The 26,763-nt window shown below is 72.5% G+C and carries 25 protein-coding genes and 1 pseudogene; 13 read left to right on the top strand and 13 right to left on the bottom strand.

Features of this window, described 5'->3' with window-relative positions:
- Positions 1 to 105 precede the first annotated feature (105 nt).
- Complete coding sequence (locus ABH925_RS23670) at positions 106 to 1,602, top strand: aldehyde dehydrogenase family protein (protein ID WP_370150838.1); 1,497 nt, start codon at positions 106 to 108, stop codon at positions 1,600 to 1,602.
- Between the two features lie 141 nt (positions 1,603 to 1,743).
- Entirely contained in the window at positions 1,744 to 3,315 is a 1,572-nt protein-coding gene (locus ABH925_RS23665; RefSeq protein WP_370150837.1) for an amino acid permease, read from the top strand.
- A gap of 70 nt (positions 3,316 to 3,385) precedes the next feature.
- Here ABH925_RS23665 and ABH925_RS23660 read toward each other — a convergent pair whose 3' ends face one another.
- The 3 genes from ABH925_RS23660 to ABH925_RS23650 form a co-directional block, all read right to left on the bottom strand.
- Complete coding sequence (locus ABH925_RS23660) at positions 3,386 to 4,135, bottom strand: IclR family transcriptional regulator (protein WP_370150903.1); 750 nt, start codon at positions 4,133 to 4,135, stop codon at positions 3,386 to 3,388.
- Positions 4,136 to 4,253: 118 nt separating this feature from the next.
- Entirely contained in the window at positions 4,254 to 4,472 is a 219-nt protein-coding gene (locus ABH925_RS23655) for a hypothetical protein (RefSeq protein ID WP_370150836.1), read from the bottom strand.
- Positions 4,472 to 4,594, bottom strand: coding sequence for a hypothetical protein (locus tag ABH925_RS23650; protein WP_370150835.1), 123 nt, complete (start codon positions 4,592 to 4,594; stop codon positions 4,472 to 4,474). The genes ABH925_RS23655 and ABH925_RS23650 overlap by 1 nt, the downstream gene beginning before the upstream one ends.
- 167 nt (positions 4,595 to 4,761) lie before the next feature.
- Here ABH925_RS23650 and ABH925_RS23645 point away from each other — a divergent pair.
- The 3 genes and pseudogenes from ABH925_RS23645 to ABH925_RS23635 all read left to right on the top strand — a co-directional run.
- Positions 4,762 to 4,908: pseudogene (locus ABH925_RS23645) on the top strand (alpha/beta hydrolase); the annotation flags it as partial.
- A gap of 238 nt (positions 4,909 to 5,146) precedes the next feature.
- On the top strand, positions 5,147 to 5,467 hold the full coding sequence (locus tag ABH925_RS23640) for a bifunctional 3-phenylpropionate/cinnamic acid dioxygenase ferredoxin subunit (RefSeq protein WP_370150834.1): 321 nt from the start codon (positions 5,147 to 5,149) through the stop codon (positions 5,465 to 5,467).
- The gene (locus tag ABH925_RS23635) at positions 5,464 to 6,687 is read left to right on the top strand and encodes an NAD(P)/FAD-dependent oxidoreductase (protein ID WP_370150833.1); all 1,224 of its coding nucleotides are present in this window, start codon (positions 5,464 to 5,466) and stop codon (positions 6,685 to 6,687) included. The genes ABH925_RS23640 and ABH925_RS23635 overlap by 4 nt, the downstream gene beginning before the upstream one ends.
- 12 nt (positions 6,688 to 6,699) lie before the next feature.
- Here ABH925_RS23635 and ABH925_RS23630 read toward each other — a convergent pair whose 3' ends face one another.
- The gene (locus ABH925_RS23630) at positions 6,700 to 7,998 is read right to left on the bottom strand and encodes an alpha/beta hydrolase (RefSeq protein WP_370150831.1); all 1,299 of its coding nucleotides are present in this window, start codon (positions 7,996 to 7,998) and stop codon (positions 6,700 to 6,702) included.
- Between the two features lie 202 nt (positions 7,999 to 8,200).
- Between ABH925_RS23630 and ABH925_RS23625 the strand changes: the two genes are divergently transcribed.
- Positions 8,201 to 9,415 carry a YncE family protein gene (locus tag ABH925_RS23625; protein WP_370150830.1) on the top strand — a complete coding sequence of 405 codons (1,215 nt, stop codon included), beginning with the start codon at positions 8,201 to 8,203 and terminating at the stop codon, positions 9,413 to 9,415.
- Positions 9,416 to 9,448: 33 nt separating this feature from the next.
- Here ABH925_RS23625 and betA read toward each other — a convergent pair whose 3' ends face one another.
- Positions 9,449 to 11,149, bottom strand: a complete 1,701-nt coding sequence (gene betA / locus ABH925_RS23620) for a choline dehydrogenase (RefSeq protein WP_370150829.1) — start codon at positions 11,147 to 11,149, stop codon at positions 9,449 to 9,451.
- Between the two features lie 239 nt (positions 11,150 to 11,388).
- Between betA and ABH925_RS23615 the strand changes: the two genes are divergently transcribed.
- The 5 genes from ABH925_RS23615 to ABH925_RS23595 all read left to right on the top strand — a co-directional run bounded on the left by ABH925_RS23615 (position 11,389) and on the right by ABH925_RS23595 (position 16,903).
- Positions 11,389 to 12,606, top strand: a complete 1,218-nt coding sequence (locus ABH925_RS23615; RefSeq protein WP_370150827.1) for a sarcosine oxidase subunit beta family protein — start codon at positions 11,389 to 11,391, stop codon at positions 12,604 to 12,606.
- A 24-nt stretch (positions 12,607 to 12,630) separates the two neighbouring features.
- Positions 12,631 to 12,927 (top strand): sarcosine oxidase subunit delta, encoded by a 297-nt coding sequence (locus ABH925_RS23610; protein ID WP_370150826.1) that lies wholly within the window; start codon positions 12,631 to 12,633, stop codon positions 12,925 to 12,927.
- Entirely contained in the window at positions 12,924 to 15,881 is a 2,958-nt protein-coding gene (locus tag ABH925_RS23605; protein ID WP_370150825.1) for a sarcosine oxidase subunit alpha family protein, read from the top strand. Before ABH925_RS23610 ends, ABH925_RS23605 begins: the two co-directional genes overlap by 4 nt.
- Positions 15,871 to 16,479 carry a sarcosine oxidase subunit gamma gene (locus ABH925_RS23600; RefSeq protein WP_370150823.1) on the top strand — a complete coding sequence of 203 codons (609 nt, stop codon included), beginning with the start codon at positions 15,871 to 15,873 and terminating at the stop codon, positions 16,477 to 16,479. The genes ABH925_RS23605 and ABH925_RS23600 overlap by 11 nt, the downstream gene beginning before the upstream one ends.
- A 76-nt stretch (positions 16,480 to 16,555) precedes the next feature.
- A complete protein-coding gene (locus ABH925_RS23595; protein ID WP_370150822.1) occupies positions 16,556 to 16,903 on the top strand; it encodes a PRC-barrel domain-containing protein in 348 nt (115 codons plus the stop codon).
- A 52-nt stretch (positions 16,904 to 16,955) separates the two neighbouring features.
- Here ABH925_RS23595 and ABH925_RS23590 read toward each other — a convergent pair whose 3' ends face one another.
- Together ABH925_RS23590 and ABH925_RS23585 are read right to left on the bottom strand one after the other, a co-directional pair.
- On the bottom strand, positions 16,956 to 17,558 hold the full coding sequence (locus ABH925_RS23590) for a class F sortase (protein ID WP_370150821.1): 603 nt from the start codon (positions 17,556 to 17,558) through the stop codon (positions 16,956 to 16,958).
- Positions 17,559 to 17,725: 167 nt separating this feature from the next.
- On the bottom strand, positions 17,726 to 18,052 hold the full coding sequence (locus ABH925_RS23585) for a hypothetical protein (RefSeq protein ID WP_370150820.1): 327 nt from the start codon (positions 18,050 to 18,052) through the stop codon (positions 17,726 to 17,728).
- Between the two features lie 614 nt (positions 18,053 to 18,666).
- Between ABH925_RS23585 and ABH925_RS23580 the strand changes: the two genes are divergently transcribed.
- Positions 18,667 to 19,125 carry a transglycosylase SLT domain-containing protein gene (locus ABH925_RS23580; RefSeq protein WP_370150819.1) on the top strand — a complete coding sequence of 153 codons (459 nt, stop codon included), beginning with the start codon at positions 18,667 to 18,669 and terminating at the stop codon, positions 19,123 to 19,125.
- A gap of 164 nt (positions 19,126 to 19,289) precedes the next feature.
- Here the strand turns inward: ABH925_RS23580 and ABH925_RS23575 are convergent, their stop codons facing one another.
- The 4 genes from ABH925_RS23575 to ABH925_RS23560 form a co-directional block, all read right to left on the bottom strand.
- A complete protein-coding gene (locus ABH925_RS23575; RefSeq protein ID WP_370150818.1) occupies positions 19,290 to 19,832 on the bottom strand; it encodes a hypothetical protein in 543 nt (180 codons plus the stop codon).
- Complete coding sequence (locus ABH925_RS23570; RefSeq protein WP_370150816.1) at positions 19,816 to 20,313, bottom strand: RNA polymerase sigma factor; 498 nt, start codon at positions 20,311 to 20,313, stop codon at positions 19,816 to 19,818. The genes ABH925_RS23575 and ABH925_RS23570 overlap by 17 nt, the downstream gene beginning before the upstream one ends.
- Positions 20,314 to 20,461: 148 nt before the next feature.
- Entirely contained in the window at positions 20,462 to 20,845 is a 384-nt protein-coding gene (locus tag ABH925_RS23565) for a sortase-dependent protein (RefSeq protein ID WP_370150815.1), read from the bottom strand.
- Positions 20,846 to 21,047: 202 nt separating this feature from the next.
- On the bottom strand, positions 21,048 to 22,571 hold the full coding sequence (locus ABH925_RS23560; RefSeq protein ID WP_370150814.1) for a phosphatidylinositol-specific phospholipase C domain-containing protein: 1,524 nt from the start codon (positions 22,569 to 22,571) through the stop codon (positions 21,048 to 21,050).
- A 338-nt stretch (positions 22,572 to 22,909) separates the two neighbouring features.
- Between ABH925_RS23560 and ABH925_RS23555 the strand changes: the two genes are divergently transcribed.
- Entirely contained in the window at positions 22,910 to 24,139 is a 1,230-nt protein-coding gene (locus tag ABH925_RS23555; RefSeq protein ID WP_370150813.1) for a GDSL-type esterase/lipase family protein, read from the top strand.
- A 57-nt stretch (positions 24,140 to 24,196) separates the two neighbouring features.
- Here the strand turns inward: ABH925_RS23555 and ABH925_RS23550 are convergent, their stop codons facing one another.
- Both ABH925_RS23550 and ABH925_RS23545 read right to left on the bottom strand, forming a co-directional pair.
- Complete coding sequence (locus ABH925_RS23550; protein WP_370150812.1) at positions 24,197 to 25,183, bottom strand: deoxyribonuclease IV; 987 nt, start codon at positions 25,181 to 25,183, stop codon at positions 24,197 to 24,199.
- A 76-nt stretch (positions 25,184 to 25,259) separates the two neighbouring features.
- Entirely contained in the window at positions 25,260 to 26,747 is a 1,488-nt protein-coding gene (locus ABH925_RS23545; protein ID WP_370150811.1) for a helix-turn-helix domain-containing protein, read from the bottom strand.
- Between the last annotated feature and the right edge of the window lie 16 nt (positions 26,748 to 26,763).

Genomic DNA, 26,763 nt, shown 5'->3' with positions numbered 1-26,763 from the left:
CGCCCACCCCCTTGACAGAGATTGGGGGCCCTTCCATACTCACCGCAAGTTGCGCATGAAGACAAACGTCTCGTATCGCGCAACTCACTGAGGAGGCGGCAGCCTGTGCCCTCATCCACCGACCCAGCGCGCCTGCTGATCGACGGCGTCTGGACGCCCGCCGAGGCCGGCCGGCAGCGAGCGGTCGTCAACCCCTTCGACGCGTCCGTGGTGGCGAGCGCCGCCGAGGCCTCCGCGGCCGACACGGACCGCGCGGTACAGGCCGCCCGGGCCGCCTTCGACGAGGGCTCCTGGGCCCACGCCCCGGCCGCCCGCCGCGCGGGCGTGCTCACCGCGACCGCCGACGCGCTCCAGGAGCACCGCGAGGAGCTGGCCCGGCTGGAGACGCTCGACACCGGCAAGACGCTGGCCGAGAGCCGCATGGACGTCGACGACGCCACCGCCGTACTGCGCTACTACGCGGCGCTGACGACCTCCGACGCGGGCCGGACCGTGGACACCGGACGGCCCGACGCGATCAGCCGCGTGGTGTACGAGCCGGTGGGCGTGTGCGCGCTGATCACGCCCTGGAACTACCCGTTGCTGCAGATCTCCTGGAAGATCGCCCCCGCCCTCGCGGCGGGCAACACCCTGGTGGCCAAGCCCAGCGAGGTCACCCCGCTCACCACGGTCCGTCTCTTCGAGCTCCTGCAGGAGCAGTTGACGCTGGCCGGCGCCCCCAGCGGCACGGCCAACCTGGTCCTGGGCGGCGGCGCCGTCGGCGCCGCGCTCGCCGGGCATCCGGACGTCGACCTGGTCTCCTTCACCGGCGGCGGGGTCAGCGGCCGCTCGGTGATGCGGGCCGCGGCGGAGACCGTGAAGAAGGTCGCCCTGGAGCTGGGCGGCAAGAACCCCAACATCGTCTTCGCCGACGCCGACCTGGACGCCGCCGTCGACTTCGCGCTGACCGCCGCCTTCCTCCACTCCGGCCAGGTCTGCTCGGCGGGGTCACGGCTGCTGCTGCACCGCAGCCTGCACGACGGGTTCACCGCCGAACTGGCCCGCCGCGCCGACCTGATCCGGCTCGGCGACGGCCTGGCCAAGGGCACCGAGACCGGTCCGCTGGTCACCGCCGAGCACCGCGACAAGGTCGAGCGCCTGATCGCGGGCGCCGTCGCCGAGGGAGCGGTGGTCCGCGCCGGCGGCGGACGCCCCACCGAGCCCGAGCTCCAGGCCGGCTTCTTCCTGCGGCCCACCGTGCTGGACTGCTGCCACGCCGGCATGACCATCGTCCGCGAGGAGGTGTTCGGCCCGGTCCTGACCGTCGAACTCTTCGACGAGGAGGACGAGGTGGTGGCCCTGGCCAACGACACCCCCTACGGCCTGGCCGGCGCCGTGTGGACGCAGGACGCCGGACGCGGCGAGCGGGTCGCGGCGCGGCTGCGGCTGGGCACCGTCTGGATCAACGACTACCACCCCTATGTGCCGCAGGCCGAATGGGGCGGGTTCAAGCAGTCCGGCACCGGCCGCGAACTCGGCCCGTCCGGCCTCCGCGAGTACCAGGAGACCAAGCACATCTGGCGCACCGTCACTCCCGCCGCCCAGCACTGGTTCGCCGGCTGAGGGCAGCACCGCCCGGCCCCGCCCCTACTCCCCTCCCTTCCCCCTTCCTCTCCCCTTCGTCTCCGCAGCACCCAGGTTTTCCACCGGTCCTCGCAGCACGCACGACCCCCCCACACACACCTGCCTGCCCCTGGAGCGACCATGAGCAATCCGGGAACCACCAGCACCACCGCACCGCCCCCGAGCGACGACAGCACCGACCTCGCCCGCTTCGGCTACACCCAGCAACTGGAGAGATCCCTCGGCTCCTTCTCCAGCTTCGCGGCGGGCTTCAGCTATATCTCGATCATGACCGGCGTGTTCCAGCTCTTCGGCTTCGGCTTCGCCTCCGGCGGCCCGGCCTTCATCTGGACCTGGCCGCTGGTCTTCATCGGCCAGGGAGCCGTCGCCCTCTGCTTCGCCGAGATGGCGGGTCAGTTCCCGCTCGCCGGCTCGGTCTACCAGTGGTCCAAGCAGATAGCGCGACCGGGCACCTCGTGGATGTCCGGCTGGATCATCACGGTGGGCTCGATCGTCACCGCGGCGGCGGTCGCCGTCGCCTACCAGATCATCCTGCCGCAGGTCTCGCTGATCTTCGAGATCGTCGGCGGCTCCTCCGACGCGGGCGTGACCACCACACCCGCCGGCGCGCAGAACGCCATCATTCTGGCCCTGGGTCTGGTCGTCTTCACCACGATCGTCAACATCATCGGCGTCCGGCTGATGGCGAAGATCAACAACTTCGGCGTGGCGGTCGAGCTGATCGGCGTCACCCTGCTGATCATCATGCTGGCCATCCACATCAAGCGCGGCCCGCAGGTGGTGCTGCAGACCCAGAGCACCGGGGCCGGTCACTCCTGGGGTTACCTGGGCGCCTTCCTGGTCGCCTCGCTGATGAGCGCCTACGTCTTCTACGGCTTCGACACCGCCGGTTCGCTGGCGGAGGAGACGAAGGAGCCGCGCCGGCACGCTCCGCGCGCCATCCTCCGGGCGCTCACCGCCGCCGCGATCGCCGGCGGGCTGCTGATGCTGGTCGGGATGATGGCGGTCGGCAACATCAAGGCGTCCGAGATCGGCACCCTGGGCATGCCCTACCTGATCAAGAGCACCCTCGGGAACGGCCTGGGAGACGTCTTCCTGGTCTGCTCGGCGATCGCGATCACGGTCTGCTGCCTCGCCGTGCAGACCGCGGCCATCCGGCTGCTCTTCTCCATGGCCCGCGACGGACGGCTCCCCTTCGGCGCGCGGATCGCCAAGGTCAACCCCAGGTCCGGCACCCCGGTCCTGCCCGCCGTCATCACCGGCGTGCTGACCATCGTGCTGCTGCTCGTCAACATGGGCAACCAGCGGGTGTTTTACATCCTCACCTCGGTCGCGATCATCCTCTTCTACATCCCCTACCTGATGGTGACCACCCCCATGCTGGTGCGCCGGCTGCGCGGCGACTGGCCCCGCGCGGACCACGGCCCGTTCTTCAGCATGGGCCGCTGGGGCGTCGTGGTGAACCTGGTGGCCGTGCTCTACGGCGCGGCGATGACCGTCAACCTGGCGTGGCCGCGGGCCGCCGTCTACGGCAACGACCACTGGTACTACCAGTGGGGCGCCATCGTCTTCACCGGCGCGATCTCGGCCGTCGGCGGGCTGCTCTACCTGCGCTACCGGAACCGCACCGCGCCGCAGGGACCGGCCGCGATGCGGCTGGTGACCGACGACGGCCTCGCGGCCGAGTCCTGACGGCAGCTCAGGCCGGGGTGGAGGGGCGCCGGGACCACCCGGCGCCCCTCCGCCCGAGCAGGGCGGGAGGTCAGGCCAGGCGGAGGTGGCCGAGCCGGGCCGAGACCTCCTCGGCGGCGGACCGCACGGCGGCGGCCACCGAGGGGATGCGCTCCTCGGTCAGCCGGAAGGACGGGCCGGAGGCGCTGATGGCGGCCACCACCTGCCCGTTCTGCGCGTACACCGGGGCCGCGACGGCGTTCAGGCCCTGCTCCAGCTCCTCCACGCAGGACGCGAATCCGTCCGTCAGGATCCGCTCCAGCTGGGCCGACAGCACGTCCGGGTCGGTCACCGTGCGCGGCGTGTAGCGCTCCAGCGGGGTGGCCAGCCGCTTCTTCAGCAGCTCCGCCGGCAGGTGCGCCAGCAGCACCTTCCCGCTGGACGTGGCGTGCAGCGGGGTGCGCTGGCCGACCCAGTTGTGCGTGGTCAGCGCCGAGGGGCCGAACACCTGGTCGATGTTGACGGCCTCGTCGTCGTCGAGGATCGCCACGTTGATGGTCTCGGCGACCTCGACCGCCAGCCGCTCGCAGACCGGGCGGCTCTGCTGCGACAGGTCCATCCGCACGGTGGCCGCGCCCGCCAGCCGAACCAGGCCGAGCCCCAGGCGGTACTTCCCGCGCTCCCCCGGCTGCTCGACCAGGCCGCGCATCTCCAGGGCCGCGGTGAGGCGGAACGCCGTCGACTTGTGCACGCCGAGCTCGGCCGCGAGCTCGGTGACCCCGGTCTCGCCCCGGCGGGCGAGGATCTCCAGGATGGTCACCGCCCGGTCCACGGACTGCACCGGGGACTCCGGCTGCTGCGCTCTCCCCGTCCCCTCGGGGGACTTGCCGCTCCCACTGTTGCTCATAACGCAACATTATGTCGTATGGCGAGACGCGGGACCACCTTGGCCATCCGGGCTACGCCGTCATGTCCCAGTACCGGGTCACCGCCTCCGTGTACCTGGTATGGGACGGGTTGCGACCCACGTGCTGAAACGCCCAGTCCTGCGCCGTGGTGAGCTCCGGCGTCTCCTCGGACCCCTCACCGCAGGCGTCGCACACGATCCGGCGCGGCGTCTCGGTACTGAGCCGACGCATCGTCCACTGGACGAAGCGAAGAACCGTGTGCGCCGCCATCAGCCGCACTCCTCTGCCACCGGGATGTCCGAACCGCCGTCGCTGTCGCCGAGGTAGGAGGGACGGTCGTCCGTGCTCCACGGAAGCAGCCGGGGCACCTCCTCCCTCGGGCCGGCCGTCACGACGCCACCGCCCTGGCCCGGCCGTGGGCCTGGCGCTCGTGGCGGGCCGTCAGGACGCGGACGTCCGCCTGCCTGGTCCGGTCCCCGCCGCCAGGGCGGTCCCTCGTTCCTCGGCCAGCCGCGCGCACTCACGGCAGCCGCTCTCCTGGTCCTGGTCGCTGCGCTCCATGCAACTGTTCGACGCCTTCGCCTCGAAGGAGAAGTCCCTGCACGTGAACTCGGGTAAGCACAAGGATCTGCCCCGGTTCGAGGCCGACAGCGCGGTCCGGTTCTTCGCCCGGCACCTCGGCAGCACGGTCACCTCGCCGGCCTGACGTGGGTGGTTGCGGTGTCCAGCCGGCCGGCCGGACACCGCAATCGCGGGCTCAGCTTGAAACCGACCGCACTGATGCCGGTTGGCCGCAACGTTGTGCACGGACGTGCGGGCTACTGCGGTGGTCCTCTTGACAAGCCTCCGACGGGCGGAAACCATGTTGCGTAATCCGAATCGTGTTGTGTAATGCGATACGCGCCCTCCTCGGCGGGGGTGAGGATCCGAAGCTGGAGGTTCCCATGATCACGGTGTGCCGGATCGAAGACCTGCCGCCGGGCGAGGCGCTCCGGGTGACCGAGGGCGTGCCGGCCCCGATCGCCCTGTTCAACGCGGACGGCACCGTGTACGCCGTCGACGACACCTGTACCCACCAGGACGCCTCGCTGGCCGACGGCTGGCTGGAGGGCTGCTTCGTCGAATGCCCGCTGCACGCGTCCTCCTTCGACCTGCGCACCGGCCGGCCGACCTGCCTCCCCGCGAAGCAGCCGCTGAAGACCCATCAGGTCACCCTGACGGACGGGTTCGTCGTCCTGCACGTCACGGTCGGCGAACCGGCATGAAGTCGGTCACGGTCGTCGGCGCCTCACTCGCGGGCCTGAGCACTGTGCGCGCGCTGCGCGAGCAGGGCTTCGACGGGTCGGTCACGGTCGTCGGCGAGGAACGCCACCAGCCGTACGACCGCCCCCCGTTGTCCAAGGACTTCCTCAAGGGCGGGCTGGACGCCGACGCGCTCGCGCTCGGCAGCCCCGGGGAGTACGCCGACCTGGACGCGCGCTGGCTGCTCGGCGAGCGGGCCGTGCGACTGGACCCGGCGGCCCGCAGCGTCACCCTGGCGGGCGGCCGGGAGCTGCGCTCCGACGCCGTGGTCATCGCCACCGGGGCCCGCCCGCGTACCCTCCCCGGCACTGACGGCCTGGCCGGCGTGCACACCCTGCGCACCCTGGACGACGCCCTCGCCCTGCGCGCGGACCTGCTCGACGGCCTGCCCCGAGTGGTGGTCATCGGCGCCGGCTTCATCGGCGCGGAGGTCGCCTCCACCGCGCACTTCCTCGGGCTGGACGTAACGATCGTCGAGGCCGCCGAGGTTCCGCTGGAACGGGCACTGGGGCGGGAGATGGGGCTGGTCTGCTCCTCGCTCCACGCCGACCACGGGGTGCGGCTGCTCCGCGGCACCGGCGTCGCCGGCCTGGTCGGCGACGGTCACGCGCCCGGCGACGGTCCTGCCACAGGCCGGGGCCGGGTGGCCGGGGTCCGGCTGGCCGACGGGCGGCTGCTGCCCGCCGACGTGGTGGTAGTCGGCGTCGGCGTCAGGCCGGCCACCGACTGGCTGGCCGGTTCCGGACTGACGCTGGAGGACGGAGTGGTGTGCGACGCGGGGTGCGGCACCGGCATCCCGGGCGTGGTCGCGGTGGGCGACGTGGCCCGCTGCCCCGACCCCTTCACCGGACGGCACGCCCGCATCGAGCACTGGACCAGCGCCACCGAGCAGCCCGCGACGGCCGTCCGCACCCTGCTGTCCGGGACTTCGGCGACCGCCCCGGCCCGGCCGCCGTACTTCTGGTCCGACCAGTACCAGGCGCGGATCCAGCTGGCCGGACACGTCGGCGCCGATGCCGAGCCGCACCTGGTCGAGGGCGATGTCGACAGCCGCTCCTTCGTGGCCGTGTACCGGCGGGCCGGGCATGCCGTCGCCGTGCTCGCCATGAACCAGCCGAAACTCTTCAACCGGCTCCGCCGCTCACTCACCCCGACCTCCACGGTCGTCGTCTCGCCGGCCTGACAGCCGGGTGATTCAGAGTTCGCGCAGGAACGGCACCAGGGTGCCGAGCATGGGATTGCGGTCGGCGTCGGCGAACACCACGTCGAGGTGGGTCATGGTGTCGTCACCCGCATAGGTGGCCGTGGGGATCCGCGAGTGCGAGACCACCCACTGAGCGGCGGTGTTGACCGTGCCATGGGTCAGTCCGGACTCGAAGGAGTACAGCGGTACGTCGATCTCACCGGCGTGCCACAGCCGAAGGCCGAGTACTCGCGCCGCCGGGGTGTCCCCGTACGCGTCGGCGGCGGAGAGGTCGAGGGTGAGCCGCTCGGGCCAGTACCACTCCATCGCGGCCGGCGCCGGGCCGGCGTAGTCGCGGGCCAGCGCCTGCGGCCGGGTGTGCGCCGGGTTGATGCTCAGGTCCGCGACCAGCGGATGGCTGACGAACAGCCAGTCGATCAGCCCCTGGTTCGTCACCGGCCGGGTCGGACGCAGCACCGCGGGCAGCAGCGGCGCCAGCGTGGACGGTGCGTCCGGGGCCGCCACGGCGTACTGGGCGGCCAACTGCGTGTCGATCGCCAGCGACTCGGTGCGGTCGACGGTGGCCTGCGGGTCGAAGACCTCACCGGCGGCGATCTGCGCGAGCTGCGCGGTGGCCTGCTGTGCCGTCACCCGGTAGGTGTCGCCCTCGCCCGCGAAGGCGTCGTGGACGCCGCCGTCGATCAGGACCAGGCCGGAGATGTCCCGGTAGCCGGGGTGGCCGTCGAAGTCCCACGCGGCGTAGGCCAGCGCGGTCGCCGCGCCCCAGGAGTGACCGCCGAGCACCACCGTGCGCCGGCCCCCGTCCCCGGCCGTCCGCACCACCTGCCGCAGGTCGGCCAGCTCCAGCGCCAGGCCCCAGTCGCCCACGTACGGCGCGCTCTGCGCGGTGGTCGGCCGGTACCGGCCGCCGAGGTAGTAGGCGGCGGCCCGGTCCGGGCTGCCGGCGCGGAAGCCGCTGAGATCGGCCAGATCCTGCTCCCGCCGGTCCACCGCCCAGATCTGGGTGCCGGGCAGGCGCTCGGCCAGGCTGCGGGCGAGCGCGCCGAAGTCCCCGGCCGCGCCGAACTGGCCGGGGACCAGCACCAGCACCTGACGGGCCGTCGGCGACCCGACCCGCAGGACATGCACCGCGTCGTCGGCGACCGGGCCGGACCCGGCGGCCCCGCGCACGGTGATGTAGTCCTGCTGGAGGTGACGGGCCCCGGCGGCGGCCGGGGCCGTGGCGGAGGCCGGTGCGGCGAGGCCGAGGACGAGGGCGCCGGTCACGGCGAGAAGCTTCCAGGAACGCATTCCATGACTCCATCTTCGAGGGCGTTGTGCTCCGAAGGAGGAGGCGCGGCGGCCCCACGGTCCATGCTGTGCTCCAACTCACAGCCGACGGTGGCTCGCTGGCTTCAGGTGCCGAACCCTTCCGGCATGGCTCTGGCGGGTTGGCGGCGCCGTCCTTACTGTCAGGTAAGGACTGTGGACATGTCATCCCTGGAGGCACGGAATGAGAACACACCGCACTTCGCGCTTACTCTCGGTCGCGGCCGGCGCAGCCGTCCTGCTCGGCGGGGCGGTCGTCGGTCCCGCGACCGCCGCCCGGGCCGCGAGCCCGCTGCGTGACGTCCTGGTGGTGGGCAACAGCCAGGCGGGCACGGTGAGCTTCATCGACGCGCACACCTTCCAGAACCTCGGCTCGCTGAACGTGACCGCCGACGCGCAGCAACGCATCGACGCGATGGATCCGATCCAGTGGGCCGGATTCCTGGCGGTGACGTCGGTGGAGGGCGGCAACCGCTGGGTGGACGATGCCACGCTCTCCCCCGACGGCCAGCGGCTGTACGTCTCGCGCGGCAACCTGGACGACGTGGCCGCGTACGACATCGCGACCGGCGCGCAGCTCTGGCGCACCCGGCTCGACGGCTTCAAGGCCGACCACGCGGCGCTCTCCCCGGACGGCACCCGCTACGTGGTCTCCGCCACCACGGCCCAGAAGGCGGAGGTGCTCGACACCGCGGACGGCACGGTCGTCGGCAGCTTCCCGACCGGGACCTATCCGCACCAGAACGACTACAGCCCGGACGGCAGGTACATCTACAACTCCAGCATCGGCGTCACCTCGCTGCCGAAGGCGCTGGAGTTCCTCAAGGGCAGCTTCCAGCTCACCAAGGTGGACGCGAAGACCCTCGCGGTGGTGCAGACCTGGACCTTCCCGCACGGCATCCGGCCGAACGTGATCGAGCCGGACGGCCGCACCATGTACACCGACCTGTCCTACCTCAACGGCTTCGTCCAGTACGACCTGGCGACCAGTCAGATCGTCAGGACGGTGACCATGCCGTACAGCGCGGCCGGGGCCGCACTGAGTCCGGACAGCTACCCGCAGAACTCGGCGCACCACGGGCTCGCCGTCTCCGGCGACGGGGCGAACGTGTGCGACGCCGGGACCATCGACGACTACGCCGCGATCGTCTCCACCGCCGACGACAGCACCCGGGGGACGGTCACCTACCCGAACGGCAGCCTGCCCTACTGGGCCACCAGCAGCGCGGACGGGACGCTCTGCTTTGTCTCGCTGAGCAAGGCGAACGCGGTCTCGGTGATCGACTACGCCACGGCGCGGGAGATCGCCCGGGTCCCGGTCGGCGCGTTCCCGCAGCGGGAGCGGACCGGCGGGATCGACCCGTCGGTACTGGGCGGCCTGTCCCCCTCGGCCGGCTGACGCGACGTCGGGCAGCCCCACCGGCCGGCGGGTTCAGTCGCCGGCCGGCTGGTGGCGGTAGAACCGGGCGGTGTCCGGCTCCAGCGGGGTGTTGCCCAGGATCAGGTCGGCGGCCTTCTCGGCGAGCATCATCACCGGAGCGTAGATGTTGCCGTTGGTCACGTACGGCATCGCCGACGCGTCGACCACGTGCAGTCCCTCCAGGCCGTGCACCGCCATGGTGGACGGGTCCAGGACCGACATCTCGTCGGTGCCCATCTTCGCGGTGCAGGAGGGGTGCAGCGCGGTCTCGCCGTCCTTGGCGACCCAGCGCAGGATCTCCTCGTCGGTCGAGACGTCCGGGCCGGGCGAGATCTCGCCGTCGCTGTACTCGGCGAAGGCGTCCTGGCCGAGGATGCTGCGGGTGACCCGGATGGCCTCGACCCACTCGCGCCGGTCCTGCTTGGTGGAGAGGTAGTTGAACCTCAGCGCCGGGTGCTCGCGCGGGTCCCTCGACCTGATCTTCACCGAGCCGCGGGCGTCGGAGTACATGGGCCCGATGTGGACCTGGTAGCCGTGCCCGCCGGCCGGCGCGGAGCCGTCATAGCGCACCGCGATGGGCAGGAAGTGGAACATCAGGTTGGGGTAGGCGACGTCCTCGTTGCTGCGGACGAAGCCGCCGCCCTCGAAGTGGTTGGTCGCCCCGGGGCCCTTGCGCAGGAAGAGCCACTCGGCCCCGATGAAGGGGCGCCGCCACATCTTCATGGCGGGCTGCATCGACACCGGCTGCTTGCACGCGTGCTGGACGTACACCTCAAGGTGGTCCTGCAGGTTCTCGCCGACGCCGGGCAGGTGCTGGACGGTTTCGACGCCCAGCGCGTCCAGTTCCGCCGCGTTGCCGACCCCGGAGAGCTGGAGCAGCTGCGGCGTGTTGATGGCGCCGCCGGAGAGGATCACCGTGCCGCCGGCGACCCGGTGCACGGTTCTGCCCTGGCTGTACTCCACCCCGGTCGCCCGCTTGCCGTCGAACAGCACCCGGGTGACCAGGGCACGGGTCCGCACGTCGAGGTTGCGGCGGCCCAGCACCGGGTGCAGGTAGGCGCGGGCGGCGCTGAGCCGCCGGCCGCGGCGCAGGTTGCGGTCGAAGGCGGCGAAGCCCTCCTGGCGGAAGCCGTTGACGTCGTCGGTGAGCGGGTAGCCGGCCTGCTGCACGGCCTCGAAGAAGGCGCCGAACAGCGGGTTGGTCACCGGCCCGCGTTCCAGGACCAGGGGGCCGTCGTGTCCGCGGAATCCGTTGCCGCCGACGGCGTCCTGATCGGCGGCGTCTTGATCAGCGGCGTCCTGATCGGCGAGGCAGTTCTCCATGCGCTTGAAGTAGGGGAGGCAGTGGGCGTAGTCCCAGTCCTTCATCCCGGCGTCGGCACCCCAGCGCTCGTAGTCGAGCGGGTTGCCGCGCTGGAAGATCATGCCGTTGATGCTGCTGGAGCCGCCGAGGACCTTGCCGCGGGCGTGGTAGATCCGGCGCCCGTTCATGAAGGGTTCCGGCTCGGACTCGTACTTCCAGTCGTAGAACCGGCTGCCGATCGGGAAGGTCAGCGCGGCCGGCATGTGGATGAAGACGTCCCACGGGTAGTCGGGCCGGCCCGCCTCCAGCACCAGCACCCGGTTGCCGGGGTCGGCGCTGAGCCGGGCGGCGAGGGCGCAACCGGCAGAGCCTCCGCCGACGATGATGAAGTCGTACTGCTGCAAGGTCATGGTGTCCTGCCGTTGCTCTCCGGGGCGGTGAGGCCGATTCTCCGAGTCAGGCGAGGGTGCTGCGAGCAGCGAGTTTCTCCAAGCGAAACTGCGTTCATACTGCGCAACAGTTTCGGGAACCACTCATGACGCGTCAAGGCCTCGACCACCCCCTTGCCAAACTGTTGTGATAGGCGCAACAGTGTGCATAGTCTGAAACAGCACCGAAGGGGTGAGTCACCTTGGCGAACCGTCCCGCGATGTCCCACCAGTTGCCCGAGCACCCCGACTGGCTGTGGCGCACCCCCGACCCCAAGCGCTCCTACGACGTGGTCATCGTCGGCGCCGGCGGGCACGGGCTGGCCACCGCCTACTACCTGGCCCGCAACCACGGCATCAGCAACGTCGCCGTACTGGAGCGCGGCTGGCTGGCCGGCGGCAACATGGCCCGCAACACGACCATCATCCGGTCCAACTACCTCTGCGAGGAGAGCGCGGCGCTGTACGAGCACGCGCTCAAGCTCTGGGAGGTGCTGCCGGAGGAACTGGACTACGACTTCCTGTTCAGCCAGCGCGGCGTGCTGAACCTCGCGCACACGCTCCAGGACGTCCGCGAGGGCACCCGCAGGGTCAACGCCAACCGGCTCGGCGGGGTCGACGCGGAGTGGCTCGACACCGAGCAGGTGCGCGACTTCTGCCCGATCGTCAACACCTCCCCCGACGTCCGCTACCCGGTGCTCGGCGCCACCCTGCAGCCCCGGGCCGGCATCGCCAAGCACGACCACGTCGCCTGGGCACTGGCCCGCCGGGCGGACGAGTACGGCGTCGACCTGATCCAGGGCTGCGAGGTCACCGGTTTCCTCCGGGACGGCGACCGCGTGGTCGGCGTGCAGACCAACCGGGGCCCGATCGCCGCCGGCAGGGTCGCGCTGGCCGCGGCCGGGCACAGCAGCGTCCTGGCGAAACTGGCCGGACTGCGGCTGCCGGTGCAGAGCCACCCGCTGCAGGCCCTCGTCTCCGAACTGCTGGAACCCGTGCACCCCACCGTGGTGATGTCCAACCACGTGCACGTGTACGTGAGCCAGGCGCACAAGGGCGAGCTGGTCATGGGCGCGGGCGTGGACGCCTACAACGGCTACGGCCAGCGCGGCTCCTTCCATATGATCGAGCATCAGATGGCGGCCGCGCTGGAACTGTTTCCCGTCTTCGCCAGGGCGCACGTGCTGCGCACTTGGGGCGGCATCGTCGACGTCACCCCGGACGCCTCGCCGATCATCGGCCCCACGCCGGTGGAGAACCTCTACCTCAACTGCGGCTGGGGCACCGGCGGTTTCAAGGCGACCCCCTCCTCCGGATGGGTCTACGCCCACACCATCGCCACCGGCGAGCCGCACCCGCTGGCCGCCCCCTTCGCGCTGGAGCGGTTCACCACCGGCGCCCTCATCGACGAGCACGGCGCCGCCGCCGTGGCCCACTGACCCACCATCCGGCAGGAGTCCCCCATGCTGCTGATCGCCTGTCCCTGGTGCGGCGAACGCGAAGAGCTCGAATTCCACTACGGCGGCCAGGCCCACGTCCCCTACCCGGCCGACCCCTCGGCGCTGTCCGACGCCGAGTGGGGCGAGTACCTGTTCGTCCGCGACAACCCCAAGGGGCCGTTCGCCGAACGCTGGTCGCACACCGCCGGATGCCGGCGCTGGTTCAGCGTCGTCCGCGACACCGTCACCCACGAGATCCTGGCCGTGCAGAGCAGTCGCTCGGTGGCGGCCGGCCAGCCGAAGCCGGTGATCACCCCATGACCGAACAGCACCCCATGCCCCCATCGCACCCCGCCCCCGACCGCCTGCCCGGCCGCCTCCCGCACGGCGGACGCGTCGACCGCTCCGCCCCGCTGCGCTTCAGCTACGACGGCGTGCCGTACACCGGGCTGCGCGGCGACACCCTCGCCTCGGCCCTGCTCGCCAACGGCCTGCTGCACACCGCCCCCAGCCTCTACCGCGGACGGCCGCGCGGCATCGTCACGGCCGGGGTCGAGGAGCCCAACGCCCTGGTCCAGCTCGACGGCCCCTGCTCCGAGCCGATGCAGCTGGCCACGACCGTGGAACTGTACGAGGGCCTGAGCGCGACCGGCCTCCCCGGACGCGGCCGGCTCGACCCCGCCCCGGACGAGTCCGTCTACGACAAGAGGAACGTCCACACCGACGTCCTGGTCGTCGGCGGCGGCCCGGCCGGCCTCGCCGCCGCACTCGCGGCCGGGCGCTCCGGCGCACGGGTGATCCTGGTCGACGACCAGCCCGAACTCGGTGGATCGCTGCTCTGCGGATCCCTGCTCGGGGGATCCCTGCTCGGCGACCGGGAGGAGATCGCCGGCGGACCGGCCCTGGCCTGGGTGGACGCCGTCCGCGCCGAGCTGTCCGCACAGCCGGACACCCGGATCCTCACCCGCTCGACCGCCACCGGCTACTACGACCACAACTACCTGCTGGTCGCCGAGCACCGCACCGACCACCTCGGCCCGCACCCGGTCCCCGGCGTCTCCCGGCAGCGGCTGTGGCACATCCGGGCCCGGCGGGTGGTGCTGGCGACCGGCGCCCACGAGCGGCCGATGGTCTTCGCGGGCAACGACCTGCCCGGCGTCATGTCCGCCGCCGCCGTGCGCGGTTACGTCAACCGGTACGCCGTGCTGCCCGGCCGCCGCGCGGTCGTGCTGACGACCAACGACCACGCCTACGCGACGGCGCTCGCGCTGGTCTCGGCCGGTGCGGAGGTGCCGGCGCTGGTCGACACCAGGCCCGAGCCGCCCACCGCGCTGGTCGAGGCCGCTCGCCGCGCCGGGATCGAGGTGCTCACCGGATCGGCCGTGGTCGGCACGAGGGGAGACTCCACCCGAGGAGACGCCCGGGTGGCCGCCGTGCGGATCGCCGCCCTGGACGCGGACGACGCGATCCGCGGCCCGGTCCGCGAGGTGGCCTGCGACCTGCTCGCCGTCTCCGGGGGCTGGAGCCCGGCCGTGCAGCTGTGGAGCCAGTCGCAGGGCACCCTGCGCTACGACGGCGACCTCGCCGCGTTCGTCCCGGACCGGGCGGCGCAGCGGGTCGACAGCGCCGGCGCCGCGCGCGGCGTCCCCGACCTCGGTGGATGCCTCGACGACGGGTTCGCCGCCGGTGCGCGCGCGGCTGACCTGGCCGGCTTCCCGGTCGCGGTGCCCGCCACCCCGCCGGTCTCCGGGGACGCGAGGCCCTCGCGGCCGCGACCGGTGTGGATCGTGCCGGGCGAGGAGGGCGACCCGGCAGACTGGCAGGACCACTTCGTGGACCTGCAGCGGGACGCCACCGTCGCGGACGTCCAGCGCGCGATCCGGGCCGGGATGCGCTCGGTCGAGCACATCAAGCGCTACACCACCATCGGCACCGCCCACGACCAGGGCAGGGCCTCCGGAGTGAGCTCCACCGGCGTCATCGCCCGGCTGCTCGGCGCCGGCTCGCCCGGCGAGGTCGGCACGACCACCTTCCGCGGCCCCTACGTCCCGGTCTCGTTCGCGCTGCTGGCCGGCCGCGAGCGCGGCGCGCTGTTCGACCCGGTGCGCACCACCGCGATCCACCCCTGGCACGTCGAGCACGGCGCGCTCTTCGAGAACGTCGGCCAGTGGAAGCGCCCCTGGTACTACCCGCGGCCCGGGGAGGACCTGGAGGCGGCGGTCCTGCGCGAGTGCCGGGCGGCCCGCGAGGGCGTCGCGGTGATGGACGCCACCACGCTCGGCAAGATCGACGTGATCGGCCCGGACGCCGGGGCGTTCCTGAACCGCGTCTACACCAACGGCTTCACCAAACTGGCCGTCGGCGCGGCCCGCTACGGCGTGATGTGCCGGCCCGACGGCATGGTCTTCGACGACGGGGTGACCCTGCGTCTCGCCGACGACCACTTCATCATGACGACCACGACCGGGAACGCCGCGGGCGTTCTGGAGTGGCTGGAGGAGTGGCTGCAGACCGAGTGGCCCGAGCTGCGGGTCCGGTTCACCTCGGTCACCGAGCAGTGGGCCACGGTCGCCGTGGTCGGCCCCGGGTCGCGCGAGGTCGTCGCCGCGGTCGCCCCCGAGCTGGACGTGTCCAACGACGCCTTCCCGTTCATGACGGCCCGTGAGACCCGGCTGGCGAGCGGCGTCCCGGCCCGGATCTGCCGGATCTCCTTCTCCGGCGAGCTGGCCTTCGAGATCAACGTCGCGAGCTGGTACGGCCTCTCCACCTGGGAGTCGGTGATGCAGGCCGGCGAGCCACTGGGCATCACCCCGTACGGCACCGAGACCATGCACGTGCTGCGCGCCGAGAAGGGCTACCCGATCGTCGGGCAGGACACCGACGGCACGGTCACCCCGCAGGACCTCGGCATGGAGTGGGTCGTCTCCAAGCAGAAGGACTTCCTCGGCCGGCGCTCCTTCCAGCGCGCGGACACCGCGCGCACCGACCGCAGGCAGCTGGTCGGCCTGCTGCCGCTGGATCCCGCCGTGCTGCTGCCCGAGGGCGCGCAGCTGGTGTCCGACGCCGACGCGCCGGTACCGACGCGGCCGCTGGGACACGTCACCTCCAGCTACCGCAGCGCCGCGCTCGGCCGCACCTTCGCCCTGGCCCTGGTCGCGGGCGGCCGCGAACGGCTGGGCGAGACGGTGTACGCGCCGCTGCCCGGCGGTGTGATCGCCGTGACCGTCACCGACAGCGTCCTCTACGACCCGAAGGGAACCCGCCGTGACGGCTGACACCCTGCGACACAGCCCGCTGGGGCACCTCGCCGACGTCTTCGCAGCGCACTCCACCACCGGCGACCGGGGAGTGGGCCTGCGCGAGATCCCCTTCCTGACGCAGCTCGACCTCCAGTTGGACCCGCACGGCACGGCCGCGCAGCGGATCGGGCGGGCGCTCGGCGCTCCGCTGCCGACCGACCCGAACACGGTCGCGGTCGCGGGTGCGCTGCGGGTGCTCTGGCTCGGCCCCGAGGAATGGCTCGTGGTCGGCCCGGACGGCTCCGCGCCCGCCACGGCCGCGATGCTGCGTGCGGCACTGGAGGACGAGCCCGGGTCCCTGGTGGACGTGTCCGCCAACCGCACCACGGTCGAACTGTCCGGCCCGGCCGCCCGCCGGGTCCTGGAGAAGGGCTGCGCCCTCGACCTGCACCCCCGCGCGTTCACGCCCGGACGCTGCGCACAGACGCTGCTGTCGAAGGTGAACGTGGTGCTGCACCAGGTCGACCTGGAACCGACCTACCGGCTGCTGGTCCGCGGCTCCTTCGCCCAGTACCTGGCGGACTGGCTGCTCGACGCCACGGAGGAGTACCGCCACCCGCGGCTCACGCCCTGAGGCCGGTCCCCGGTCCGCGCCTGAGAATGGGGGAGGGAGATCGGGAAGGCGCCAGGACACCGGACCAAGGAGAAGCATGAGCTCGGACATCTGGAACTACCGGCCGCAGTCACTCCCCGCCGGGGAGGTGGACCTGGTCGGCTTCAAGGTGGAGGCCACCGACGGCCACCTGGGCCATGTCACCGAGGCCACGCACGAGGTCGACTCGTCCTACCTGGTGATCGACACCGGCCCGTGGATCCTGGGCAGCCGGGTCCTGCTGCCGGCGGGCATCGTCACCCGGGTGGACGAACAGGCCCGGGTCGTGCACGTGGACCGCAGCAAGGACGAGATCAGGATCGCGCCCCCGTACCACTCCGACACCACGCCGGGCGACATCGCCTACCTCAAGCAGGTCCGGGACCACTACCAGCAGCAGGGCTGAACGACCGCCCGCCCGCCTCGCCCGTCCGCCCGCCTCACCCGCGGGCGGGGCGTCAGGCGACGAGGTGGGCGAAGACGACGACGTTGCTGGAGTACTGCTGGGTGGCGCGGTCGAAGGTGCCGCCGCAGGTGATCAGGCGCAGTTCGGGTCGCCCGGTGGCCGCGTAGACGGTGGTCTCGTCGAACTCGTCGCGCGGGATGACCCGGATGTCGTCGACGGTGAACTCGGCGGTGGTGTGGTCGGCGCGGGTCACGGCGACCTGGTCCCCGGGGCGGGTGAGGCTGATCGGGTAGAAGACGGCCGGTCCGGTGTGGGTGTCGACGTGGCCGACGATGACGGCCGTGCCGCTCTGGCCGGGTGTGACCGAGCCGGTGTACCAGCCGGCGGTGTACGGGCGGGCGAACGGCGGGGTGGCCACGGTTCCGTCCTCGGCGAGGCCCACGGGCATCAGGGGGGCGTTCACGCCCAGCCGCCCGATGACGACGCGCATCGGCGCGGACCGGGGCATCGGTGCGACGACCGCGGGCTGTGCGGGTGCCGGCCGGGTCGCGGTGGGCTGCGGTACCACGATCGGCCACGTGGCGCGGCCGACGTGCGGGGAGTCGGTGCCGCAGCCGCTCAGGCCGGCACTCAGCAGGACCGCCCCCAGACACACCGCGGTGGGGGGGGGCCGCCCGCCGCCCCCCCCCCCCCCCGGGGGGGGGGCGGCCGGCGCCCCGGGGGGGGGGGGGGGCGGGGGGGCCCCCCCCCCCCCCCCCCCCCCCCCCCCCCCCCCGGGGGGGGGGCCCCCCCCCCCCCCCCCCCCCACCGCGCAGGTGCGTGTCAGCCACCGATGTACCGGGTGCGGCCGGCGACGGACGCGGCCATGCCGCCGCCACCCGCCTCGACGCCGTGGTGGTCACGGTCGCAGCGGTCATGGTCCCGGTCCCGGTCGCGGTCACGGCAGCGGTCGTCGCGGCCCCGGTCGTCACGGTTCCAGTCGTCCCGGCCGCGGTCACGATCGCGGCAGCACTCGTGACGGTGACCGTCGTCGGCCTGGACGGCGGCCACGGTGCGCGGAACGGCTGCCTGGGCGGTGACCGGGGCGACGACGCCCGCCACGGCCATGGCCGCCACAGCAGCAACCAGAGCGTTACGCATCAGCTTCATTTTTCCTCCATCGCTGTCGAGGCGACACCGGCGCGGCGCCCCAGGTGATTCCTCGTCAGTTCTTCCCAATACCGGGGCAAATCGTCCTTTCTCATCCGATGTTCATGCAATCGGACGAGCGATCCGCGCACGGGGGCCGGGTCGCAACTGGCTGACATGCCGTCAGAGCGCGCGGCAGACCGCATGTCCGGACGCCCCAGCCCCACCTCGCCGGTGACGCAGGTCACCATGGAGGGCTCACCTTAAGCAGTGGGGCAAAACCGGGTAAATTCGGACATAAGGGCTGGTCGGAGGGCGTGTGGGCTGGGCCACTAAAGCGCCCATTTCCTTGCACTGCCGGACAAACCCGTGTGACGGTGATGAAGCGTTCAACGACGCCGCAGCCGGACACGGCAGCGCAGGGGTTCCCACGCCCCAGGGTGATTCCGCTCCCACTCAGCACCACGAGTCGGCAGGTGCGACTGCCGCGCAGGGCGGACACCCGTGCTCCACCTCCGCAGCAGCTGCATGTCCGCAGCGGCTGCGAATCCCACAAGTGGCACCCGCCTGCCTGCGGCAGGTCCGAACGCCCGGCTCCGGGCGTCGCCGCCACTCCCCCTGTCCATTGGAGTGACATGCGCATCAGCGCCCGTAAGCACACCCGCACGGCCACCCGCCTGCTCGCCGTCGCCGCCCTGGTCGGCGGGGCTGCCGCCGCCACCGCCGGCGCCGCGAACGCCGCCACCCCCACCCAGTACGGCTACGCGAACAACCTCTACGGCTGGATCGCCCAGGCGCAGTCCGTGCTCGCCGCCGACGGCGACCACGTCCCGCCGGCCGACGCGATCGCGGCCCGTGCGATGACCGAGTCCTCCGGCAACCCGCTGGCCCAGAACCACTGGGACGGCAACCAGGCCCTGTACGGCGGCACCTACGGCCTGATGCAGACCATCACGCCGACCTTCGACACCTGGGCGCTGCCGGGCTACGGCGACATCATGAACCCGGTCGACAACATCATCGCCAGCGTTCGTTACGCCAACCACACCTACGGCGCGTTCGAGAACATCGCCTACGGCACCAACGGCTACTGACGCTCCGTCGGCACCGCGCAACCGGGTAACAACTGCACACCGAAGCCCCGCCGGCCTCCGCTTGCCCTGACTCAAGCGGAGGGCGGCGGGGCTTCGGCGCGTGCTTCGGCAGGAGCGTGAATCAGCGGGACCGTGCTTCGGCAGGAGCGTGAAAGGGGAGAGCCCTACGGGGAGGGGACGACCTGACCCGCCCCGCCGTTGGCGGCGGCCGACGGCGTCGCCTGCGCGCCGGCCGCCACAGGAGAGCCGACCGGGGGGGCCGAGATGGACGGCACGGAGGAGACGGGAGAGGCCGACGGACGGCTCGACCCAGTGACGACCCCGCTGCCGGATCCGCCCTTCGCGCCGACCGACGGCATGGCCGGCGAGGACGAGACCGAGGGCGAGGGGGCCGAGGAGGGAACCGGGCCCGGCGTCGTGGGAGTCCTGCTGGGCGGGGTGGTGACGGCGGGCGGGGCGAGCGGCGCCACCGGGGCCGGGCGGCCCGGCACGCCGGTGAGATAGAGCGGAACGGCGATGCCCGCGGCGACCGCCAGGGTCAGACCACCGCCGGCGACCGCGCGCAGCCGTCGCCGCCGTGCCGCGCCGCGCCGGATCCGCTCGTACGAACCGGGCTGTGGCGCGAGCAGCACGGGAGCGGGACGCAGCAGGGTCGCCAGGTCCTCGTCCCCGCGATCCTCGTCCGGATCCTCAAGGTGTGCGATCAAGGTGTCCCCCGAGCTTCGAGCGCAGTAGTTCCCGTGCCGCGTGGAGATCGGCCTTGACCGTGCCTTCCTTTCGGCCCATCAGCTCCGACACCTCCCGGACCGGCAGATCAGCGTAGTAGTACAGCAGAACGGGAGTGCGCAGCCGCTCGGGCAGCGACTGCACGAGCAGGCGCACGGAGACCGAGGCGTCGTGGGGCTCGCCCTGGAGCCCCACGACGGCCTCGGTGGTCGCGCGCCGCATCGCCCTGCGCTCGCGTTCCAGTTTCCGCCAATGGTCGCGGACCAGGTTCGCCGCCGTCACGTACAGGAAGCCTCGTGGCTCCTGCACCTTCGTCCAACGGGCCCAGAGGCGGGTGAAGGCCTCGGCGGCGATCTCGTGCGCGGTGCCGTCGTCGTCGACCAGACGACGGCACCACCCGGCGAGGCTCGGGTAGAGGGCAGCGAACAGCTCGGATGCTGCTCTCTCCTGGGACCGGCTCAACGTTCTCCATGGTCTTCGGTGGGAAAGGGGCGCGACAGGTGATCAGACGCAGAACGGGACGTGGCCGTTCCCGCATTCGCCGCGCACCTGCCCACGCTCACAGATCAGCACCGCCGTGCGCCGCGACCGCTGTCGCCTCGGCCGAGGATCAGCCCTGGGCCTTGGCCCTGCGGCGCAGCGCGACGCCACCGCCACCGGCGAGCAGGACCACGGCGCCGATGCCCGCGCCGATCACTGCGGCGTCGTTTCCGCCGCCCGCGGCCACCGGCGGAACACCGGTGTCCGGCGCCCCCTTCGGCACGACGCCGGGCTGGCCGGCCGCCGGCGAGGTGGACACCTGCGGGACAGCGGCGGCGGCGCTCGGCGCCACCGAGCTCGCGCCCGTGCCCCCACCGCCGGCGACGGACACCGCGCCCGCCGCCGGGCTGGCGGAGACGCTCGGCGAGGCCGACGCGTCGGCGAGGGCGGGGCCCGCCGCGGCGAGCACCGCCGTGCAGGCCAGGGCGGCGAGGGTGACAACAGTCTTACGCATGGACAGCTTCTCTCTCATCGGCCCGCCTCCGCCGCCCTGGGGCGTGGTCGGCGGGCTGTGTTCCAGATCGAGCGGAGAGACGACGCAGCCCACGAGTCGGTTGTAAAGAGATGGCAAAGTACCTGGATGCCCCCTGATCCGACGTCACACGCCGAGCGCGATCCGCCGGTTCAGGGGGCGAAGGTGATCTCCGGGACCCGGGCTACGGCAGGGTCCACCGCTGGGCGGCGGTGCCGTTGCAGGTCCAGATCTGCAACCGGGTGCCGTCCGTGACGGAGGACGACGGATCGTCAAGACACAGCCCCGACTGGACGCCGACCAGCGATCCGCCCGGCCCGGGGGCCCACTGCTGGTTGGAGCCCCCGTTGCAGGTCCACAGCTCAACCTGGGTCCCGGCGCCGGTGCCCTGCCCGGTGACGTCGAGGCAGAGGCCGTTGGTGCGCAGGGTCCCGTCGATGTCCGCACGCCACTGCTGCGCGGGGGTGCCGTTGCAGCTGTAGAGGTCCACCGCCGCGCCCGCGGCGCTCGAACCCTGCCAGTCGTCCAGGCACTTGCCGGCCATGCCCGAGCCGACCGGTCCGGTCGGGGACACCCCCGGGTTGTGGTCGATGATCGCCCCGACCAGGGCGTATCCGGGGAAGTCCGTCCTGACCACGCCGGTGCGCGCGGTGCCGCCGGCGTTCAGGAAGTCCAGCAGGCGCTGGTTCTCACCGGTGCCGCCCAGGTAGCCGCCGGCCATGTCGGCCGGATCCGCCCCGAAGGGCGTGCAGTTGGACGAGGTGTAGGTGACGTACATGGCACCGGACTGGTCGTTGCCGGCCTTGACCAGGTTGGCCTGCGCCTCGCTCCACTTGGTCGCCAGGTTGCACTGGGTCCAGTCGTTCTCGACGTACTGGCCGGAGTCGCCGGTGGTCAGCTGGGTCAGCCCGAAACCCGGGTAGACCTGACCGCGCGGTCCGGTGAAGTCGGTCAGCACGATCCGGCCGCGCACCTGTCCGAGCGTCGGCATGGCGGCGGTGCTGCTGCCGGTGACGGTGGGCGCGTAGAACAGCCCCGGGTAGCGGGCGAGGTAGCTGTCGAGGATGCGGATCCGGTCCGCCTCGGTGGTGTTCGACGGGTCGTCGGCGCAGTGCCCGATGGAGGCGGTGCCGCTGCCGCCCTCGGTGGTGTCGGCGTCGCACTCGCCGTGCAGGTTCATCAGGATCGACTCGGTCGGATGGGCGCTCAGGAAGGCCTGGGCGTGGGTCAGCACGTCGTCGAAGTTCGCGTTCTGGTAGACGTCCGTGTGATGGATGGTGAAGGCCGTCCCACCGTTGACGACGCGCAGCCGGATGTCCACGGCCCGGATGCCGGCGTCCAGTTGCGCGGTGAGCGTGGCGGCGCTGTCGCCGTGGTCCTCCTGCGCCTCGTAGGCCCAGGGTGCGAGACCGCCGTGGATGGCGAGGGTGTCGTGGGTACCGGGGACCGACAGGCTGCCCAGGCTGGTGGCATCGGGCACCAGTCCCATCCAGTCGGGGTGGCTCTGCGTCGTCAGGCTGTTGAAGGCGCTCGTCGACGAGGTCGGCTGGGCGACCGCAGGGGTTGGTGCGGCCAGCGGACCGGCCGCCGCGGCGGCGAGCACCGCGGCGGCCGCGATCACGGTCCGGGGGAAGCGGGGCTTCAGCCTCAGCCTCGACGTCAGGTGCAGTAAGCCGGTGACGCCCTGGCGGAATTGTCGATCGTACACAGGCGGTTCCTCCTCAGATTTGGTCTCACCGTGGACGGCGAAGGAGTCAATCCCCGGATGACCAGATGAACATGACACATCATCATGTCTTCAACAAGGACGATGCGGCGCTCGGGCCGGAGCACGATCAGGACCGGCGATGGCCCGCAGCGCGGCCGCACCCGCTGCCAGCTGGGCGCGGCGCTCGGTTACCAGTCGGTAACTGAGCGAGAAGGGTGCTGCAGATACCTAGCGGTAACAAACGATGGCATGCCACATTCATGGCGCCACCGGCCGGCGGCTCCCCCACCCAGCGCGTCTCCTGACCCACGCAGGAGGCCGAACGCAGGAGTTCCGCCGTGCCCGAAAGCAGTGCCACACCCTCGCAGAGCCGCAGACCCTCGCAGAGCCGCAGCCCCTCGCAGAGCCGCGGACCCCTGCGGACCCACGGACTCCGGCGCCTCGCCGCCGCCCTGTTCGCCCTCCCCCTCAGCGCCACCGGCCTGCTGGTCGCGGCTGCTCCCGCCCACGCGGGCCCGGTCCCCGGTCCCGCAGTCGCCGTCTCCATGGGTGACAGCTACATCTCCGGCGAGGCCGGCCGCTGGCAGGGCAACAGCGACGACTCCGGCGGCAGCCGTGACGGCACCGACCTGGCCTACACCGGCAGCGGCTACAACCCCTCCAGCGTCTACGGCGGCACCTACTCCAGCGGGTGCGACCGTTCGGGCTCCGCCGAGGTCGACAGCGCGTTCGGGAGCACCGCGGCGATCAACATCGCCTGCTCCGGCGCCACCACCGTCAACGTCTTCCGCGCCGCCGACGGCGGCCAGTCCTTCAAGGGCGAGGCACCGCAGGCCGACCAGCTGGCGACGATCGCCGCGCAGCACAACGTCGACCTGATCACGCTCTCCATCGGCGGCAACGACCTCGGCTTCGCCAACGTCATCTCCAACTGCGTCGAGGACTACGAGGTCTGGTACTCCTACTGCCAGCCGTCCCAGCAGGCCGCGATCGACTCCGCCATGGGCCCCGCGATGGCGAACGTCGGGAAGTCCGTCGACGAGATCCGCGCGACGATGTCCGCCGACGGCTACGCCGCCTCCGACTACCGCATCGTGCTGCAGTCGTACCCCTCCCCGATCCCGCGCAGCTCGGAGAACCGCTACCCCGAGAGCGGCTGGAGCCGGACCACGGACGGCGGCTGCCCGTTCTGGAACGCCGACGAGGACTGGGCCCGCGACACCATGGTCCCGGAGATCTCCGACCATCTCGCCGCCGTCGCCGCCGACCGCGGGGTGCAGTTCCTGGACCTGCGCGACTTCCTCCAGGGCCGCGAGGTGTGCAGCACCGCCACCCGCCTGGCCACCTCCACCCAGGAGCCGTCGGCGACCACCAGCGAGTGGGCCCGGTTCCTCACCACCGGCGCCACCCAGGGAACCCTGCAGGAGTCCTTCCACCCGAACTACTACGCCCAGCTGGCCCTCGGCCGCTGCCTGGCCCTGATCCAGGCCCAGCCGACCGGCAACTTCGCCTGCCGCAACACCCCGGGGCAGGACGCGTCGGGGGTGTACCTCGCGGGCATCTCCTGACCGGACGCGACGCGGGCCCGGTCAGCGACGCGGGCCCGCTCAGCGGGACGGGCCCGGTCAGCGGGACCGCGCGGGAAGCAGTCCCGCCGTGCCGTGCTCCGCGGCGGCCGCCTGGGCGCGCAGGGCCGTGAGCGTACGCACGTCCGCGGCGTGGCCGAATCCCTCGGCCGCGCTGCGGTCCGGCGTCTCCAGGATCAGCGGCACGCCCTCGGTCGCCGGATGGCTGAACAGCTCGCGGAACGCCGGGGCGCCGATGCGACCGTCACCGATGTTGGCATGGCGGTCCCGGTGCGACCCGGCGGCGTCCTTGGAGTCGTTGGCGTGGATCAGCCGTAGCCGTCCGGGCCCGAAGGACGCTTCGAGCACGTCGAGCGCGTCGGCCATCCCGCCGGGCGCGGCCAGGTCGTGCCCGGCGGCGAAGGCATGGCAGGTGTCCAGGCAGACGCCGACCCGGGGGTGGTGGTCCAGGGCCTCGGCATAGGGGGCCAGGTCCTCCATCCGCGAGCACAGCGACCTGCCCTGGCCGGCGGTGGGCTCCAGCAGCAGCCAGGGCACCGGGGCGCCGCCGGGCCGCTCCAGCCGGTCCAGTTCCTCCAGCAGCGGACGGACGTCGGCCCGCACCTGCGCCAGCGCGGCGTCACGGCGCGAGCCGCCGTCCCCGGTCGTGCCCACGGCGGAGCCGGTGTGGACCACCACGCCCCTGGCGCCGATGGCATGCGCGCGCAGCAGCGAGTGGCGCAGCGAGACGCCGGAGCGCTCCCGGGTGGCGGGGTTGTCCGAGCCGAAGTTGATCAGATACGGCGCGTGCACATAGGCGGGGATGCCGTCCCGCTCGCAGGCCTCGCGGAACTCCGCGTCCCGGGCCGGGTCGCCGGCCGGGGTGGCCCAGCCGCGCGGGTTGGCGGCGAAGACCTGCACCGCCTCGGCGCCGATCGCGCGCGCGTACGCGAGCCCGGTCCCGACCAGCCCTTTCCCGGCGACCGGGACATGGGCCCCGACGGGGTTGCGCTGCGGCCGGGCGACGGGGACGGAGGAGGATCGCATTCCGCCGATCCTCTCACGCGTCCCCCCGCCGGCCCGGCGCGACCCGTTTCCGGCCCGCAGCACGACCGCGTGAAGCTCACGACGACGCGGAGTGCGGGCGCCTCCGGGACGCGGCCGGTCCGCCCGCGCGTCCACCACGGTCACCCCTCGCCTGCGGCTCTCCCGCCACCTCGCCGGTTGGCGCGGCCTCCCCCTGCTTCAGCAGGCGGCCCCGTAGGGCCAGGTCGATCTCGAAGCGGGAGTGCGGGTCCGTCAGCGCGCTGCCGAACAGGGCCTCCAGGCGGCGCATCCGCTGGCGTACCGTCTGCGGATGCAGTCCCAGGCTGCTCGCCACCTCGGGGGCGCTGCCGCTGCTGGCCTCCAGCCAGGCCAGCAGCGTCGCCTCCAGGCGGCGTCGGCGGTTGGGGGTGAGTCCGCTCAGCGGAGCGAGGCAGCGCTCGCTGACCAGCCCGACCAGTGCCTGGTCGCCGAGGAGCAGGACCGCGGACAGGTTCTCGTCGCAGTAGGTGGGGCCGGCGCCGGCGGCGAGGACCGTGCCGGACGGTCGCTCGGCGACGGTACGGGCCCAGCGCAGCGACTCGGCGGCCTGTGCCCAGGGCACCGAGGGGCCGACCACCGCAGGCTGGTCACCCAGTACCTGAGCGAGCCGCTCGCGGGTGCCCGGAGCGTGCGGCTCCGGGAGGATGAGGAACCCGGCGGGACCGTCCAGGTGCGCGAGTACGTCCGGCCAGCGGCGCAGCCGGGCCTCGGCGGCGCCGCCGAGCGGGGCGCGGTCCAGGTGCGGGTCAGCGGTTCCGGCCGGCGGCAGCACGACGGCGGACAGCACCGCGGGCAGCTTCCACCGGGCCGCCCGCGCCGCCTCGGCCACCGCCGAGGCGGGTTCGCTCGCCAGCAGCGACCGGAGCAGCTTCTCGCGCAGGAAGCGCTGCGTGCCGGGTTCGTTCGCCTGCGCCTGGGCGTAGCCCGCGGCGGCGGCGACCACGATCTGGTCGGCATAGGCGAAGATCACCTCCGCCAGCAGGGCCAGCGTCCCGGTGGAGACTCCGGTGTGCCGCGCGACCATGGCGTACCGGCGCCAGACCAGGCGGGCGCCGAGCCGGTAGGCGGACTGCAGCAGGTCCAGGCTGCGGCCGGCCCGGCACTCGCCGCGCCCCAGGGCGCGGTGGACGGTGGCGGAGGCGGCGCTGGAGTTGGAGCCGGAGCTGAGGTTACCGGCGATCAGGTCGGCGAAGTGGTCCAGGGAACGGCCGGTGGCACGGCGGATCCCCGCCCCGGAGTCCTGCTCGAAGAGCAGGTCGTACTCCGGTATCTGACGGCATGTCTGCTCGACGATCTCGGACACCAGCCGCGGGTTCTCGCCCCGCACCAGCCTGGCGAAGCCCGGCGGGAGCGCCACCCACGGACGGTCGTGCGGCACCGTGCGCGGTACGTCTCCATGGCGTCCGACGGACTGGGGCACGGTCAGCCGGTCGCGGTGGCCGATGATCGAAGCGGCTCGCGGTGGGCAGGCTGATTCAGCGCGCTGCGCTGCGAGGCCCGAGCTGCGGTGAGTTGCGGTGGACATGCAACCTCCTTCGCCG

Origin of the sequence: Streptacidiphilus sp. EB129 (assembly GCF_041262645.1) — a bacterium.
In the GTDB taxonomy this organism is placed as follows: domain Bacteria; phylum Actinomycetota; class Actinomycetes; order Streptomycetales; family Streptomycetaceae; genus Streptacidiphilus.
Note: the sequence above shows the minus strand (reverse complement) of the source record. Positions and strands in the feature narration are given on the sequence as shown.